Origin of the sequence: Helicobacter sp. L8 (assembly GCF_003660355.1) — a bacterium.
Lineage (GTDB): Bacteria > Campylobacterota > Campylobacteria > Campylobacterales > Helicobacteraceae > Helicobacter > Helicobacter labacensis.
This window is the reverse complement of sequence record NZ_QXQR01000003.1, coordinates 121,675-136,422: the sequence shown is the minus strand read 5'-3', so window position 1 is coordinate 136,422 and position 14,748 is coordinate 121,675. Positions and strand designations below refer to the sequence as shown.

Annotated in this window: 13 protein-coding genes; 6 read left to right on the top strand and 7 right to left on the bottom strand. The window is 49.9% G+C overall.

Features of this window, described 5'->3' with window-relative positions; genetic code table 11:
* Positions 1-117 precede the first annotated feature (117 nt).
* On the top strand, positions 118-636 hold the full coding sequence (grpE, locus tag EAO37_RS02925) for a nucleotide exchange factor GrpE (protein ID WP_120951441.1): 519 nt from the start codon (positions 118-120) through the stop codon (positions 634-636).
* Between the two features lie 21 nt (positions 637-657).
* The gene (gene dnaK / locus EAO37_RS02920) at positions 658-2,535 is read left to right on the top strand and encodes a molecular chaperone DnaK (protein WP_120945328.1); all 1,878 of its coding nucleotides are present in this window, start codon (positions 658-660) and stop codon (positions 2,533-2,535) included.
* Here the strand turns inward: dnaK and EAO37_RS02915 are convergent.
* Genes EAO37_RS02915 through EAO37_RS02905 form a run of 3 tightly spaced genes read right to left on the bottom strand, consistent with a single transcriptional unit; the run spans position 2,525 to position 6,325 of the window.
* A complete protein-coding gene (locus EAO37_RS02915; RefSeq protein WP_120945330.1) occupies positions 2,525-3,271 on the bottom strand; it encodes an MIP/aquaporin family protein in 747 nt (248 codons plus the stop codon). The two genes, dnaK and EAO37_RS02915, sit on opposite strands and share 11 nt — an antisense overlap.
* Before the next feature lie 10 nt (positions 3,272-3,281).
* Positions 3,282-4,769, bottom strand: a complete 1,488-nt coding sequence (gene glpK, locus EAO37_RS02910) for a glycerol kinase GlpK (protein ID WP_120945332.1) — start codon at positions 4,767-4,769, stop codon at positions 3,282-3,284.
* Between the two features lie 8 nt (positions 4,770-4,777).
* Positions 4,778-6,325, bottom strand: coding sequence for a glycerol-3-phosphate dehydrogenase/oxidase (locus EAO37_RS02905; protein ID WP_120951438.1), 1,548 nt, complete (start codon positions 6,323-6,325; stop codon positions 4,778-4,780).
* 118 nt (positions 6,326-6,443) lie between these two features.
* Here EAO37_RS02905 and EAO37_RS02900 point away from each other — a divergent pair, with 118 nt between their 5' ends.
* The 4 genes from EAO37_RS02900 to EAO37_RS02885 all read left to right on the top strand — a co-directional run bounded on the left by EAO37_RS02900 (position 6,444) and on the right by EAO37_RS02885 (position 11,728).
* Positions 6,444-7,292: an outer membrane beta-barrel protein gene (locus EAO37_RS02900; RefSeq protein WP_240451704.1), complete on the top strand. Its 849-nt coding sequence runs from the start codon at positions 6,444-6,446 to the stop codon at positions 7,290-7,292.
* Between the two features lie 22 nt (positions 7,293-7,314).
* A complete protein-coding gene (locus EAO37_RS02895; protein WP_120945336.1) occupies positions 7,315-9,375 on the top strand; it encodes a carbon starvation CstA family protein in 2,061 nt (686 codons plus the stop codon).
* Positions 9,376-9,415: 40 nt separating this feature from the next.
* On the top strand, positions 9,416-10,855 hold the full coding sequence (glnA, locus tag EAO37_RS02890; RefSeq protein ID WP_120945338.1) for a type I glutamate--ammonia ligase: 1,440 nt from the start codon (positions 9,416-9,418) through the stop codon (positions 10,853-10,855).
* A 159-nt stretch (positions 10,856-11,014) separates the two neighbouring features.
* Positions 11,015-11,728, top strand: coding sequence for an HpaA family protein (locus EAO37_RS02885; RefSeq protein ID WP_120945340.1), 714 nt, complete (start codon positions 11,015-11,017; stop codon positions 11,726-11,728).
* Positions 11,729-11,746: 18 nt separating this feature from the next.
* Here the strand turns inward: EAO37_RS02885 and EAO37_RS02880 are convergent, their stop codons facing one another.
* From EAO37_RS02880 to EAO37_RS02865, 4 genes are read right to left on the bottom strand one after another with little or no spacing between them, the layout of a single operon-like run.
* Positions 11,747-12,061, bottom strand: a complete 315-nt coding sequence (locus tag EAO37_RS02880) for a hypothetical protein (protein WP_120945342.1) — start codon at positions 12,059-12,061, stop codon at positions 11,747-11,749.
* A complete protein-coding gene (locus tag EAO37_RS02875) occupies positions 12,051-13,370 on the bottom strand; it encodes a DHH family phosphoesterase (protein WP_205589735.1) in 1,320 nt (439 codons plus the stop codon). The genes EAO37_RS02880 and EAO37_RS02875 overlap by 11 nt, the downstream gene beginning before the upstream one ends.
* On the bottom strand, positions 13,370-14,119 hold the full coding sequence (locus EAO37_RS02870; protein WP_120945344.1) for a 7-carboxy-7-deazaguanine synthase QueE: 750 nt from the start codon (positions 14,117-14,119) through the stop codon (positions 13,370-13,372). Before EAO37_RS02870 ends, EAO37_RS02875 begins: the two co-directional genes overlap by 1 nt.
* Positions 14,116-14,745 carry a 6-pyruvoyl tetrahydropterin synthase family protein gene (locus EAO37_RS02865; RefSeq protein WP_120945346.1) on the bottom strand — a complete coding sequence of 210 codons (630 nt, stop codon included), beginning with the start codon at positions 14,743-14,745 and terminating at the stop codon, positions 14,116-14,118. The genes EAO37_RS02870 and EAO37_RS02865 overlap by 4 nt, the downstream gene beginning before the upstream one ends.
* Positions 14,746-14,748 lie beyond the last annotated feature (3 nt).

Here is a 14,748-nt window from a genome sequence, read left to right as displayed (position 1 = left end):
CTGCAACCCATTAAAACCCAAGGGGAGGAGACAAAAATGCTATGCGTGGGGGGGTTGGAGCAGAATTTTGAGGGCTTCTACCACGCCATCGCGCATGCATCTTAATAAAGGGAGAACATGGAAGAACAACCAGAAGAAACACAGCAACTAGAGAGCACCCCTCAAGAGGAGGCACCCCCGCTGGGCATTGACTACCAAGCCAAATTCAAAGAGGCGCAGGATTTGTATGTGCGCACCCATGCGGATTTTGAAAACGCCAAGAAAAGGCTAGAGAGAGACAAGGCGATGGCTTTAGAATACGCCTATGAAAAGATCGCTAGCGATCTCTTGCCCGTGATTGACGCGTTGCATGCCGCCTTGCAGAGCGCGCAAAAAGAAGAGGAAAGCAGAGAGGCACAGCCCATCTCTAAGGGCTTAGAACTCACCTTGCATAAAATGCACGAAGTGTTGGCTAAACATGGCATTGAGTGCGTGGAGTGCGCGGCGGAATTTGACCCCAGCGTGCACAATGCGGTCATGCATGTGAGCGCAGAACACAAGCAAGAGGGGGAGATTGTGGAGGTGTTTCAAAAAGGCTACAAATATAAAGAGCGTTTGTTGCGCCCTGCGATGGTGAGCATCGCTAAAAATACTTAATCTTAACACAAAGGATACAACATGGCAAAAGTGATCGGCATTGATCTAGGCACAACCAACTCCGCGATGGCGGTTTATGAGGGCAATGAGGCAAAAATCATCGCCAATAAAGAGGGCAAAAACACCACCCCCTCTATTGTGGCTTTCACAGACAAGGGAGAGATTTTAGTGGGCGAGAGCGCCAAGCGCCAAGCCATCACCAACCCTGAAAAAACAATCTACTCTATCAAGCGCATCATGGGCTTGATGAGCAATGAGGACAAAGCCCAAGAGGCAAAAAAACGCCTGCCCTATAAGATTGTGGATCGCAATGGGGCATGCGCCATTGAGATCGCCGGCAAGATCTACACCCCCCAGGAGATTTCTGCCAAAATTTTGATGAAGCTCAAAGAGGATGCGCAAAGCTACTTGGGCGAAGAGGTCAATGAAGCGGTGATCACCGTGCCCGCCTATTTCAATGACAGCCAAAGAAAAGCCACCAAAGAGGCAGGCACAATCGCTGGGCTAAATGTCTTGCGCATCATCAACGAGCCCACTTCTGCGGCTTTGGCTTATGGCTTGGACAAAAAAGAGTCTGAAAAAATCATGGTCTATGATTTGGGCGGGGGCACTTTTGATGTGACCGTGTTAGAAACCGGGGACAATGTGGTAGAAGTGCTTGCCACAGGCGGGGATGCGTTTTTGGGCGGGGATGACTTTGACAACCGCATCATTGACTTCATCGCCAAAGAATTTCAAAGCGAAAGCGGGATCGACATCAAAAAGGACATCATGGCTTTGCAACGCTTGAAAGAAGCGAGCGAAAACGCCAAAAAGGAGCTCAGTTCGGCTAACGAAACCGAAATCAATTTGCCCTTCATCACCGCAGATGCCAGCGGACCTAAACACTTGGTGAAAAAACTCAGCCGCGCTAAATTTGAAAGTCTCATTGAGGATCTCATTGAGGAGACCATTAGCAAGATTGATAGCGTGATCGAAGATGCCGGCTTGAGCAAGGCAGACATCGCTGAGGTGGTGTTGGTGGGCGGTTCTACGCGTATCCCCAAAGTCCAAGAGAGGGTCAAAAGCTTCATCAACAAAGAGCTCAATAAGTCCGTCAATCCCGATGAAGTTGTGGCGGTAGGAGCGAGCATCCAAGCAGGCGTGCTCAAAGGCGATGTCAAAGATGTCTTGCTCTTAGATGTGATCCCACTTAGTCTTGGCATTGAAACCTTGGGGGGCGTGATGACAAAGGTCATTGAAAAGGGCACTACCATCCCGGCTAAAAAAGCCCAAGTTTTCTCCACGGCTGAGGACAACCAACCCGCCGTCTCTATTCTAGTCTTGCAGGGTGAGAGAGAATTTGCCAAAGACAACAAATCTTTGGGCAAATTTGACTTGACCGGGATTGCCCCAGCCCCCCGTGGTGTGCCCCAAATTGAGGTTACCTTTGACATTGATGCCAATGGGATTTTGACCGTTTCAGCCAAAGACAAAAATACCGGCAAATCCCAAGAGATCAAAATCTCTGGCTCAAGTGGTTTGAGCGAGAGTGAGATCGAAAAAATGGTCAAAGACGCGGAGTTGCACAAAGAGGAGGATGCGCGCCGTAAAGCGGTGGTAGAGGCTAAAAACCAAGCCGAAAGCTTGGCGCACCAAACCAAAAAAAGCCTAGAGGAGCACAAAGCCAATCTAGAATCTAGCGAGGTGGAGAAAATCCAAGCCGCTTTGGACGACTTAGAGAGCGCGCTCAAGGATGAAAACGCCACCAAAGAGATGTTGGAGGCTAAGATGAAGCGCTTGGGCGAGGTTTCAGCCAAACTCACCGAGGCGATGATGAAGAAGGATCAAAACGCCCAGCAAAGCAAGAAAAAAGATGAGGATGTGATCGATGCGGAAGTGGAGGACGCTAGAAGGTAGCCATCAAGCAACTATGCAAACCTACAGCCAACGCCCCACCCACTAGGGGGGCGATAAAGGGGATGTAGCTGTAAGCAAAATCGGGGGACACTTTCAAGGGCAGGAGGGCTAGCACAATCCTAGGTCCCATGTCCCTAGCCGGGTTGATCGCATACCCGGTGGTAGAACCCAAAGACAACCCAATCGCCCACACCAATAGCGCTACAGGTAGTGCCCCCAAACTCCCCAAGCCGATCTTAGCGCTGGGGTCTTGGGTGTGGATGGAGGGGTCGCTAAAATGCAAGATCACAAAGATCAGCACAAAGGCTCCGATTAACTCACTCAAAAAATTAGACATGGGGTTTCTAAGGGCTGGCTCCGTGCAAAAGCACGCCCGTTTAGCCGAAGCGTCCTTGGTGATCTTAAAATGTTCGTAATAAAGCGCATACACCAGCAAGGCTCCTAACATCGCGCCTAAAAATTCCCCACTGAGGTATAGGGGCAAATGCGCCCAACTCACTTTACCCAGCAAAACTAAACTGAGTGTTACCACCGGGTTTAAATGCGCCCCGCTATGAGGTCCAGCCACCACCACCCCCACAAAGACAGCAAAACCCCATGCCGTGGTGATCACCATCCACTGGGCAGCCCCTGCCCCCCCGCACTTTGTGCCCTCCAAACAGCATGCAGCCACCACCCCATTACCCAGCAAGATCATTAAAGCCGTCCCCAAGAGTTCGTAAAGAAAAATCTCCATGCTCCACCCCTTAAGCCAACCAATGCCTAGAGGCTTGCACTGCCTTATCCCAAAAACGCAACATCTCCTTGATCTTCTCCCTGTCTAGCTGGGGGTTAAAGATTTGCTGGATTGCCCATAGGGACTGAATTTCTTCTAAATTCCGGTAAAAACCCACGGCTAGCCCAGCCAAATAGCCCGCACCCAGCGCGGTGGTTTCAATATTTTGGGGGCGCACGATTTGCGCATCGCAAATATCCGCTTGGATTTGCATCAAACAATCGCTTGCGCTAGCCCCCCCATCTACGCGGATCTGCTTAGCTTGCGTGCGCGCGTCCTTTTGCATTTCTTGGATAATATCACGCACCTGAAAGGCGATCCCCTCTAGGATCGCGCGCGCAATGTGCCCATCTGTCGTGCCACGCGTGATCCCAAAAATACTTCCCCTAGCGTATTGATCCCAGTAAGGCGCGCCTAAACCCGTAAAAGCGGGCACGATATACACCCCCCCATTGTCTTGCACCTTAGTAGCTAGGTTATTAATGTCTGCAGCGCTATCAATCATGCGCACCCCATCACGCAACCACTGGATAGCCGCCCCGCCCACAAATACCCCCCCCTCTAGAGCGTAGCTGGTTTTCCCTCCCACTTGCCAAGCGATGGTGCTTAGTAAATTGTTTTGGCTGCTTACGGGCTTATCCCCAGTGTGCATGAGCAAAAAACAACCCGTGCCATAGGTGCTTTTGATAAGTCCGGGCTCCGTGCACATCTGCCCAAATAAGGCAGCTTGTTGATCTCCAGCCATTCCGGCAATGGGGATGGCGCACTCCACCCAGCGCGTGGCGGTGTGCCCATAGACTTCACTAGAGGATTTGACTTCTGGTAAAAGCGCAGCAGGGATATCAAAGAATTCTAGAAGTTCTGTGTCCCATTGCAAGGTGTGGATATTATAAAGCATGGTGCGGCTAGCATTGCTAGGATCAGTGGCGTGCACTTGGTGGCGGGTGAGATTGTAGAGTAACCACGAATCAATAGTCCCAAAACACAGATCGCCCGCTTGGGCTTTGGCGCGCGCCCCGGGCACATGTTCTAACAACCACTGGATTTTAGTCGCCGAAAAATACGCGTCCACCACTAGACCGGTCTTGTCATAAATCCATTGTTTTCGCGTCTTTTTTAAGGCTTCGCACACATCGGCGGTGCGGTGATCTTGCCACACGATGGCGTTGTAAATGGGTTGCGCGCTGGCGCGATCCCAAATAACAGTCGTTTCGCGTTGGTTGGTGATCCCAATGGCAGCGATATGCTTGGCATCTAAATTGGCTTGGGCTAAAGCCTCTGTGAGCGTGGCAATCTGGCTAGCCCAAATTTCTTTAGGGTCGTGTTCCACCCAACCGGGCTTGGGAAAAATCTGTTTGAAAGGCTTTTGCGCCATAGAAACAACACGCCCCTGCTTGTCAAAAATCAAGGTGCGCGAGGAAGTGGTGCCCTGATCTAGGGCCATTAAATAGGCTGGCATAATTCTCCTTATTCCAAGATGTAGGCGCGCGCAAGAGCTTGGAAGTCTGCGATCTCTTGGGTGGTCTTCTCCACACTCCAGCCCCAATACTCGCCTATGAACTGCCCCACAGACATGGCGCAACCATAAGCGGCACGCGCGTCCAAGAGCAAGAGGCGTATACGCCTTGAGAGCACATCTTCTAAACTATAAGCCATCTCATGTTCTAGTGCCCAAAACACTTGCGCATAACTATAGGGGTAATTAGGGTGGATGGGGCGCGCAAGAGCGGGGTTGGTGCGCTCCAACTCTAAGAGGGCTTGGGCTTGGCTACCATAGACTTTTAAGCGTGAATCTAGCGCATCTGTGGTGTAGGCATATAGCTTTAAAGTTTGGGTTTGGCAAGTTTTAGGGGGGAGTAAACCCTGTTTGATGCACGCATCTAGGGTTTCTTGTGCCATACGCCTATAGGTTGTCCACTTGCCCCCGTTCAAATGCACCAAGCCACTAGGGGCGATGTAAATTTTATGACTCCTAGAAATCTGTTTGGTCGCGCGCGCGTGGTTGGAAGAAATCAAGGGTCTAAGCCCCACAAAGACAGAGAGCACATCTTGTCTTTTAGGGGGCTGTTCTAAATACTGGGCTAGAGTGTCTAGAAGAAAGTCAACTTCTTCTTCTAGGGGGAGGGGGTTGTAGCTGACTTCTTGGATGGGGGTGTCTGTTGTGCCCACCAGCAATTTACCATGCCAAGGAATGGCAAATAACACGCGCCCATCAGGGGTCTTAGGAATCATCAACGCGTGCTTGGAGGGCAGGAATTTAGAATCTAGCACAAGGTGGATACCTTGACTGGGGGTGATCTGGTTTTGCGTGGTGCTGGGGTCCATTTGGTTGATAGCTTGGCTAAATACCCCTGTGGCGTTGATCACGCATGGGGCGTGCAAGGTAAAAGTTTGCTCCCCTAAGCGATCCTGCGCACCCACCCCACAAATCTTTTGATCCGCGTCAAAGAGGAGGCGATCTGCTGGCATGTAATTGAGTAAGCTAGCCCCATGCGCATGCGCGCTCAACGCCAAAGTGATCCCCAATCTAGCGTCATCAAATTGCCCATCATAATAGCGCACGGCGTGCTGGCATGCTTGAGGACGCACCCCGGGCAACAAGCCATCGGGCTTAAAAATGACATCCGTGCCATGCGCCTGCCACTTGCCCGCCATTAAAGCGTAGAGTTTTAAGCCTAGCCCATAAAAAAGTGTGTGCCCCCAGTGGGCGCACGGGATCACAAAGCCCTGCCACGCGCACAAATGTGGGGCGTTTTCGATCAAAGCTCCTCGTTCGTGCAGGGCTTCATACACTAGGCTAAAATCCCCCTGGGCTAGGTAGCGCACCCCCCCATGCAAGAGTTTGGTAGAACGGCTCGAAGTGCCCTGAGTGAAATCGCGCGCTTCTAATAGGAGGGTCTTATACCCCCGCGTTGCTCCATCTAGGGCTAGCCCCAAGCCACTTGCCCCCCCTCCAATGATGATCAAATCCCATTTGCTCTCTTGTAGGTTCTCTATCTGTCTTGCGCGTTGCATCAAAGCCCCAACTTTATGATACTGAAGTGTTGGGTGTGATGGTTAACTAAATGTTAATAGCATCTTGACACTCCCATACTTTTATGCCACCATGGGCAATATTGACACTAGGATTACCATGTTGTTATTTAGATTAAGGCGTTTTGTGGGGTTATTGGTGTGCCTTGCGGGTGCTTTGGGCGCGGAGAAAAATGGGGTGTTTGTGGGGGGCGGATTTGTCTATTCACACTTCACACGGGTATGGGATTTTAAAATGGTGATGGAGAATATTTACGAGCCTTTTGCGCCCGTTCCTAAGGTGGGTGCTACCATTACCGGGGGCAATTCGCACACGGGCGCGCTTTATGGGGGCAATTTACAGGTGGGTTATAAACAATTCTTTGGCAAGCCAAAACTCTTTGGGTTACGCTACTTCGCTTTTGCAAGCGCGCAAGGGGGGAATTATTCCTACCTCACTTTCAATGCCAAAGCCCAGAGTATCAACGCCACCCAAAGCGCGGCGGTTTTCTTCTATGGAGCGGGGATGGATTTGCTGGCTAATTTCTATGATAAGAATGATCAGAGTTTTGGCATGTTTGTGGGGGGGATTTTAGGAGGGGAGAGTTGGCTACTGGGCAAGAGTTACGCTAGCAATAAAACCTGCCAAACCCAGCTACCCCTCCAAGCGCGCCAATGCGTGAGCGCAGACGCGGTGTGGGAAAATCAGGCGACCATGATGGAATCTAGGGGCAATCAAGCCAAGTATTATAAAATACCCAGCTTCCAAGTGGCGATTCAAGCGGGCTTGAGGGTGCATTTGACCAAACACCAAGGCTTTGAGGTGGGGGTGCGCTACCCCTTTATCCCCCACCCCTATTATAAGGAGGTGGATAAGAATAAGTGGGGGAATTATGGAAGGGGGGGATCAGCGCATATCACCCTACAACGCAAATTAGTCTTGTTTGCCAACTACATTTATAATTTCTGATCTAGGGCATGAGGAGTCTTTGATGTGGAAATCTGTGGGGCGTTTGTTGTGGGGGTTGGTGGCTCTTTTGGGGGCGGTGTGTTTGGGGGTATTAGCCTTGCACAGGGGCGAGAGCATTAACACGCTGTGGCTGGTGTGTGCGGCGATCTGCATTTACTCTCTAGGCTATCGCTTTTATAGCCATTTTGTCGCCTATAAGGTGCTAGGCTTAGATGATACGCGCGCTACACCCGCCTGTGTGCGCAATGACGGGCGCGACTATGTCCCCACTAATCCGGTCGTGATGTTTGGACATCACTTTGCAGCCATTGCAGGGGCAGGACCCTTAGTGGGACCCATTTTAGCCGCGCAAATGGGTTACCTGCCCTCTGTGCTGTGGATTTTAATTGGGAGTGTTTTAGGGGGCTGTGTGCACGATTTTGTGGCGTTGTTTTGTTCTGTGCGGCGCGATGGGAAGTCTTTGGGCGAAATGATCAAAGAAGAAATGGGAGCGGTGGTGGGCTGGTTTGCCATGTTGGGGATTTTGGGGATCATGGTTATTCTCATCGCGGTCTTGGCGATGGTGGTTGTCAAAGCCTTAGCCCACTCCCCTTGGGGGCTTTTTACCATCGCTTGCACCATTCCCATCGCTATTTTAATGGGGCTTTACATGCGCTTTTTGCGCCCGGGCAAGGTGCTAGAGAGTTCACTCTTGGGCTTTGTGTTCTTACTCTTGGCAATCTACTATGGCAAAATAGTAGCCAATGACCCCGTGCTGGCTTCTTATTTCACCCTAACAGAGGGCAGTTTGGCATGGCTCATTATTGCCTATGGTTTTGTGGCGGCTATTTTACCCGTGTGGTTCTTGCTTGCCCCTAGGGATTATTTGAGCACTTTTTTAAAGATCGGGGTGATCTTGATCTTAGCTGGGGCGATCATCATCGTCGCCCCACCCTTGCAAATCCCCAAGATCACGCATTTTGTAGATGGGAGCGGACCCGTGTTTGCCGGCGCGCTTTTCCCCTTTCTCTTTATCACAATCGCCTGCGGGACGATTAGTGGTTTTCACTCTTTGATCGCCTCAGGCACCACGCCCAAGATGATCGCCAAAGAAAGCCATGCGCGCTTTGTAGGCTATGGCGCTATGCTTATGGAGTCCATTGTGGCGATCATGGCTTTATTGATGGCTGCGATTTTGCACCCCGGGTTGTATTTTGCAATCAACGCACCCGCTAGTACCATAGGTCATGACATCGCCCAAGCCGCTAAGGTGATTAGCTCTTGGGGCTTTTCTATCACCCCCCAAGAGATCGCCCAGATCGCGCACAACATCGGTGAACAGAGTATTTTGAGCCGCACAGGGGGCGCGCCTACCTTTGCTATTGGGCTTAGTATGGTGGTTTATGAGCTTGTGGGTGATCCTAGTGTGATGGCTTTTTGGTACCACTTTGCTATTCTCTTTGAAGCCTTGTTTATCCTCACAGCTGTAGATGCGGGCACGCGCACGGCACGCTTTATGATTCAAGACATCTTAGGGCATCTCTACAAGCCCTTAGGCAACACCAAGTCCTATAGCGCGGGGATTTTTGCGACTTTGGTGTGTGTAGCTCTCTGGGGGCATTTTGTGCACCAAGCCACTATCGATCCCAAGGGGGGTATTTACACGCTTTGGCCCCTCTTTGGGGTGAGTAACCAAATGTTAGCTGGCATGGCTCTTTTGCTAGGCACCACTATTCTTTTTAAAATGCAACGCTTTAAATACGCGCTAGTAACGGCAATTCCGGCCGCCTTGATTTTGGGGATCACCCTTTATAGCGGGGTGCTAAAGGTGTTGCCTAGGGGGAGTGATAGCGTGTTAAACCATGTTTCTCATGTCGCCACTATCCAAACCCTTGTTGAAAAATTAGCGACTACCAACGATCCTAAGCAAATTAGTCTGCTTAAACACACCATCGCCAACCACACCATAGACGCGCTTTTGTGCGTGTTTTTCATGTTAGTGGCTTTCATGGTGCTTATAGCGAGTGTGCGTATTTGTTACCGGGCTTATAGGGGGCATATAAGCCCACCTTTGGCTGAAGCCCCCTTTGTAGCTGTGCCTTAACTTTGGTTATGTTAGAATAAAAATAAAAGAAAGGCTTGGCATGGATCTTCATAATAGTGATGCGGATGTGCGAAAATTCTTGGAATTTTGCAAAGAAAAGGAGGTAGAGTTTGTAGACTTTAGGTTTACCGATGTCAAGGGCACTTGGAATCACATCGGGTATTCTTTTAGCAGTGTGGATGAGGATTTATTGCAACAAGGCATCCCCTTTGATGCGAGTTGTTTTAAGGCATGGCAGAGCATTGACAAGTCTGACATGATTTTACAGCCCGATTTGGTGCGCTACTTCATCGATCCCTTCAGTGCGGATATTACGGCGGTTGTGTTTTGCGATGTGTGGGACATTTACAAGCAACAAGAGTATGAGAAATGCCCTAGGGTGATTGCCAAGCGCGCCCTAAAACACCTTCAAGAGAGCGGGCTGGGAGATATGGCTTACTTTGGGGCAGAAAATGAATTTTTTATCTTTGACTCCATTAAGATGAAAGGGGATGTGAATTGCCAATACTACGAAATTGATAGCGAAGAGGGGGAGTGGAATAGAGCGCGCAGTTTTGAGGGGGGGGTGAATTTTGGGCATCGCACCGGGCGCAAGGGTGGGTATTTGCCCACTCCTCCTACAGATACTATGATGGACTTACGCGCGGAGATCGTCAAGGTGTTAAACCAAGTGGGGCTAGAAACCTATGTCGTGCACCACGAATTAGCCCAAGCACAAGGGGAGATCGGGGTGCGTTTTGGCAATTTGGTAGAGGCGGCTGACAATGTGCAAAAGCTCAAATATGTGGTGAAAATGGTCGCCCATCTCAATGGTAAAACCGCCACTTTCATGCCTAAGCCCTTGCATGGAGACAATGGGAGCGGAATGCACACCCATGTGAGTATTTGGAAAGGGGGAGAGAATCTCTTTTGTGGAGATGTATATAAGAATTTAAGTCAAATGGCGTTGCACTTTTTGGGCGGGGTGTTGCAATACGCTAGAAGTCTAGCCGCCTTTACCAATGCCTCTAGCAACTCCTATAAACGCTTGATCCCCGGGTATGAAGCTCCCTCTATTCTGACCTATTCAGCGCAAAATCGCAGCGCGAGTGTGCGTATCCCCTATGGAGTGAGTGGCAAGGCAACCCGCTTTGAGTTGCGTTTTCCAGATAACTCTTCTAACCCCTACTTAGCCTTTGCGGCGATCTTGATGGCCGGTTTAGATGGGATTCACACTAAGAGCGATCCGGGCGCACCCATGGACATAAATCTCTTCAAGCTCACTTTAGATGAAATTAGGGATCAAGGCATCAAACAATTGCCCCACACCCTGCGTAGTGCTTTAGAAGAGATGTTAGCCCATAAGGACTACTTAAAAAAGGGCGAGGTTTTTACCGAAGAGTTTATCCAAGCTTACCAGAGTTTCAAATTCAAATCCGAGGTGTTTCCTTGGGAGAGCAAGCCTCATCCTTTTGAGTTTGAAACCACCTACTCGTGCTAATGGCTAGGCGCAGAAGGGGCGCGTCTTTTTGGGATAGTGCCAAGAAGTTCAACCTAATGGTGCGCATGTTAAAATTAGCCATGCGCTTTTTAAAAAAACGCTAAGCTTATTAACCATTTTAAGCTAGCATGGCAAAAATTTTTTAAAAAAAGGATTGGTATGTATAAGAAGGTAGTTTTATGCGCTTTTTTAGGAATGGCGGGGCTAGCCTACGCTACAGAACACCATGCAAGCACGGAAAAGTATGTCTACGAATTGCATGAAAAAACCCAACCGCAAAACCACTACACTTTGGCACTAGCTCCCTTGTCCTTGGATTTTAGCAAGAATGTGTCTACAGCCCTGCAAGATAAGTTCACAAAATCCCTGCAGGAGCAATTAGTCCAAATGCTAAAAAATCGGGGTTTTTCTGTGCTGACCTCTGTCAAACTCAGCCCTCAACAGCAAGATGAAACCTTTGCCGTGGTGCATGTGAGTGCTTTTATCAATATTTTAGAAGACACGGACATGAAACTCACCCAAAACAACCAGGGCATTGAAGAAGACTTCACAGACATCTCTGCGGGCTTTTTGCGCCTCAAATTGGTAGAACCCAAGAGCAACAACGCTTTCCACATGGCTAGCATAGAGCTTCCTAGTTTCAAGGTTAAAACCCACACGGTGATCCGCAGGCAACGCACCAGCTCAGGGGGATTCATGCCCGTTAGCCAAAGCGTGTCCGTGCGCGATAAAAACTTTGACAAACACATCGATCAAGTCTTATCTAAGGTGTATGCTAGAAGCATGGCTAAACTCTCCCAAGACCTCATGCCCCAAAACCTCAAGCCCTTCAAACACTTAGTGGAAAACTTCAAGCACGCCAAGTCCAACTAATCCCCCCATGCGCGCCTGTTACAGGAGCGCAAAATCCATACAGAGCAACTCGCGATCCACATAATCGTAAGTGCCCACCACGCGCACTAAATCCCCCTCTTGCAAGGCAGGGAGCTTGTGAAACCACCACAGGACTTTAAGCGATCCGCTCCCATCCTCCAACTCCAAACGCGCGTGCGCTCGATTGCGCCCCATGAAATTATAGTTTTTCAAACGCGCACACACAGCAAATTGGGGTGTTGGGTTGCCCACTCCATAGGGCTCGCCTTGTTTGAGTAAGGCTAAAAACACACTGGAGTGCAAAGTGGCGATGCGATCCACTTCAAAAAGCATGGTGTCTTTCTAGATAGAGCAGGGCGTTTTGGAAATCCTGCTGGCTTTCAAACACCATGCCACAAGCGCGCTTGTGCCCGCCCCCCACTACACCAATCCCATTATTTTGTAAATGCCCCAAGAGGGCGATGAGATCGATCTCTTTGGAGCGCAAGGAAGCTTCGATGCTCTCTTGTTGGTAACGCCAGCACAAACTCAAGCTACTAGCGTGTTGTTCTAAGAGTTGGTTAGCAATCAAACCCATGAGCCCGCGCGCGATCGCCCCACCTGCATGCACCACCACCCCGCACACCACCACTTCTAAATTCTCTTTGGCTTGGGCGATCAGGTTTTTGCGTTGTTGGTGGGCTTGGAGTAAGAGATGTGCGTAATAGGGATTAGCCGTGGGTTTAGAGAGCAAATCCACCACCACGCTACAATGCACACACCCTTCAATGCCGTCCATACGCCCTACAGCGTTGATCGGAGCGATGATGTCCCAACTGAGCATGCCAAGTTTGTAAGTTTGGGGATAAAGGCGGTTTTTAAGCTGGTAAATTTGGGCTAGATTGGCGGGCATGGAGGTTTGTAAGGTTTGATCCATGCGCTTGACTAGGTGGCGGTTATAGGGCTGGCTTAAGTCCATCATATCCCCAATGGTGCTAAGACCGGCTAAAACTTGCATGTAAGTCCAATCTTGAGGGCGCATTTTGATGTGGTAGCGCTTGGCGTAGGCTAACATGAGTAAATAGCCCACACACGCCCCACTAATGCCCTTAAAAGGGTGGTTATCGCTTAAAAGGGGGTGCACAAAAGCATCGCAAGCGGGGATACGCCCCTCTAAAAATTCGTGGTGATCACTCAAGATTAAAGGCGTGTTGCAGGCGCGTAGAAAGGCATACACCTCATCAGGAATGGTTGCGCCATTGTCAATGGTGAGAAATAGGGCATTGTGTAAATCTAGGGGTTTGGCGTGGATAATCCCTTGTGGGGTGTAGGTTTCTTGCACTAGACGCTCTTTGGTGGCATAAGCTTGTAAGAGTTCTACACTCATGCCATAGCTGTCGGTGTTGCGGCGCGGGATAATGTAATTGACAAAGGGGTAAGCTAAGACCTCTTTGAGAAAGAAACATGCTAACGCCGTCCCGCTCATCCCATCGCAATCGTAATCCCCCCCGATGATGATGGGGCGTTGGGCTTTGATAGCTTCGTGCAAGAGGCTTAAGGCTTGGCAAACCGCGCCCATTTCTAACACACTATCTAGGCTGAATTTATGCTTCCCATCGTCTTTAGCGATGTTTTCAATATAGGTAGCAAACGCCTCTAACATCAACGCCCCCGCACATCGCCCCAAAGGCGGATATGCAGACGATCGCTTAAGCGATACCCTCTTTGCAAACACACTGGAGCTAGAGCTTTGGCATGCATTTCTATGCCATGCGTGCCTAAGGGCATAAGATAGATTGGTGGGGGCGCACAGGCTAGATCTTCTAAAATAGAGTCGATCTCAGCCAAGTCTTGATCCAAAGCCTCAGGGCGCACCACGAACTTAAACACCGCGCGCGCATGGCTTAAAATGGCGCGTAAAATTGGGTAATTGAGTCGTTTGGACGCGCTCTCCAAACTAAAACTGAGCTTGACGCTTAGGCTAAAATGCAAAGCCTGCAAACAGGGGTAAAACTCAAAATCCACACTCCCATTGCTCTCCACACTGATAAAATACCCCCGTGCTAAGAGTTTTTCTAGCGCGTCCAAGAGCAAGGGGTTATTAAAATGCAAGGTAGGCTCGCCCCCGGTGAGCACAATATGGGGGAGGTTGGGGGTGGGAGGTGTTAGGGCATCGATGGTGTCTAATAACGCTTGGGAGGTTTGCAAAGCGCGCCACTGCCTAGCATACATAGGGTGCACAGCATACGCGCTATCACAGCCTACAATCTTGCGCCCCTGCTTGAAACTTACCACCCCAAAACCCCGACAGCGTAGATTACACCCCCCCAAGCGCACAAAAATGCTAGGCGTGCCCACATGCGCCCCCTCCCCTTGTAGGCTATAAAAAGCCTCTACTAAGGGCAGTTTCATACGCGTATCAGGGGTAAGGGGCTTATAAAGGGCTTTTTGGGGGGCAAAAGCGCGCAGGCTAACATGGCGTAATAAGCCCTGAGTTTATCTACAAGGGCGGGATCGCGCATCTCTTCTAGAATGCCCGGGGAAAAATCCACACTGTGTAAAGAGATATGCTCCATCAAATCCGGATTTTGCAAATCCTCTTTAAAACTTTGCGCGTAGCCATAATCAGTTTCATGCACACGCACAGAACACACACTCAAGGGGGCTTCACCATTGTGAAACTGTGTAGCGCCCATAATCGCGTCTAAGAAGAGATGGAACATCAGCGCATACCCCTCTGCACTAGGGTTAAAGCCCAACTTGACATAGCGCGCACAAGTGCTAGTGATACACTCCTGAAAATGCGCCTCTTCGCGATCCCAAAAGTGGTGCGCATGATCAAAAGCGTCAATAAAGCTGGCGATCTCATTTTTAAACAGCCCAAAATCCAAGAGCATCCCGGCTCGATCTAATTTATGTGCCTCTACAAACACCTCTAGGGTGTAATTATGCCCATGGATACTGGTAGCGCACCGTTTAGAGGTGCAGTTGCGCACAACATGGCTAGCGCAAAAGTGGAAAGTTCTTCTAATTTGCATGAT

What these genes read in the sequence shown, in the direction of transcription:
- grpE (WP_120951441.1), top strand. Translation starts at nt 118, where the DNA reads ATGGAAGAACAACCAGAAGAAACACAGCAACTAGAGAGCACCCCTCAA.
- dnaK (WP_120945328.1), top strand. Translation starts at nt 658, where the DNA reads ATGGCAAAAGTGATCGGCATTGATCTAGGCACAACCAACTCCGCGATG.
- EAO37_RS02915 (WP_120945330.1), bottom strand. Translation starts at nt 3,271, where the DNA reads ATGGAGATTTTTCTTTACGAACTCTTGGGGACGGCTTTAATGATCTTG.
- glpK (WP_120945332.1), bottom strand. Translation starts at nt 4,769, where the DNA reads ATGCCAGCCTATTTAATGGCCCTAGATCAGGGCACCACTTCCTCGCGC.
- EAO37_RS02905 (WP_120951438.1), bottom strand. Translation starts at nt 6,325, where the DNA reads ATGCAACGCGCAAGACAGATAGAGAACCTACAAGAGAGCAAATGGGAT.
- EAO37_RS02900 (WP_240451704.1), top strand. Translation starts at nt 6,444, where the DNA reads ATGTTGTTATTTAGATTAAGGCGTTTTGTGGGGTTATTGGTGTGCCTT.
- EAO37_RS02895 (WP_120945336.1), top strand. Translation starts at nt 7,315, where the DNA reads ATGTGGAAATCTGTGGGGCGTTTGTTGTGGGGGTTGGTGGCTCTTTTG.
- glnA (WP_120945338.1), top strand. Translation starts at nt 9,416, where the DNA reads ATGGATCTTCATAATAGTGATGCGGATGTGCGAAAATTCTTGGAATTT.
- EAO37_RS02885 (WP_120945340.1), top strand. Translation starts at nt 11,015, where the DNA reads ATGTATAAGAAGGTAGTTTTATGCGCTTTTTTAGGAATGGCGGGGCTA.
- EAO37_RS02880 (WP_120945342.1), bottom strand. Translation starts at nt 12,061, where the DNA reads ATGCTTTTTGAAGTGGATCGCATCGCCACTTTGCACTCCAGTGTGTTT.
- EAO37_RS02875 (WP_205589735.1), bottom strand. Translation starts at nt 13,370, where the DNA reads ATGTTAGAGGCGTTTGCTACCTATATTGAAAACATCGCTAAAGACGAT.
- EAO37_RS02870 (WP_120945344.1), bottom strand. Translation starts at nt 14,119, where the DNA reads ATGAAACTGCCCTTAGTAGAGGCTTTTTATAGCCTACAAGGGGAGGGG.
- EAO37_RS02865 (WP_120945346.1), bottom strand. Translation starts at nt 14,745, where the DNA reads ATGCAAATTAGAAGAACTTTCCACTTTTGCGCTAGCCATGTTGTGCGC.